This window comes from Caballeronia temeraria, from assembly GCF_001544795.2.
In the GTDB taxonomy this organism is placed as follows: Bacteria; Pseudomonadota; Gammaproteobacteria; order Burkholderiales; family Burkholderiaceae; genus Caballeronia; species Caballeronia temeraria.
In genome coordinates, this window is sequence record NZ_FCOI02000128.1 from 1 (window position 1) to 539 (window position 539).

Below are 539 nucleotides of genomic sequence, written 5' to 3' on the forward strand. Positions count from 1 at the left end.
TACGCGACCGATCTGTTCGATGAGATCACCATCACCCGCCTCGGTGCGCGTTTCACGAGCTTGCTCGAACAAGCGCTCGATCAACCCGATGCGCCGCTGCACGCGCTCGAACTCGTGCTGCCCGAAGAACACGCGTTACTCGAACGCTGGAACGACACGGCGGCGGTGTATCCGGAGAATCTGTGCATCCATCAGATCTTCGAGCAACAGGTTCAGCGCACGCCTGATGCGATCGCGCTGGTGTTCGAAGATGAATCGCTGACGTATGCGCAACTCAACGCGCGTGCCAATCAGCTTGCGCATCATCTGATCGCGTTGGGCGTGCGTCCTGAAGATCGCGTGGCGCTGTGCATGGAGCGTGGCATCGGCATGATCATCGCGTTGATGGCGATACTCAAGGCCGGTGGCGCTTATGTGCCGCTCGATCCCGCGTATCCCGGCGAACGCCTGAGTCACATCCTCACCGATGCCACTCCACGACTGCTGCTCGCCGACGCCGCCGGTCGTGAAGCGCTGGGCGACACTGGAACGCTGACCGT

General features: G+C 61.4%; 1 protein-coding gene. It reads left to right on the plus strand.

Features of this window, described 5'->3' with window-relative positions; all coding sequences use genetic code 11:
- The coding region (locus AWB76_RS38750) for an AMP-binding protein (protein WP_157696353.1) at window positions 1-539 on the plus strand (539 nt) is incomplete at both ends.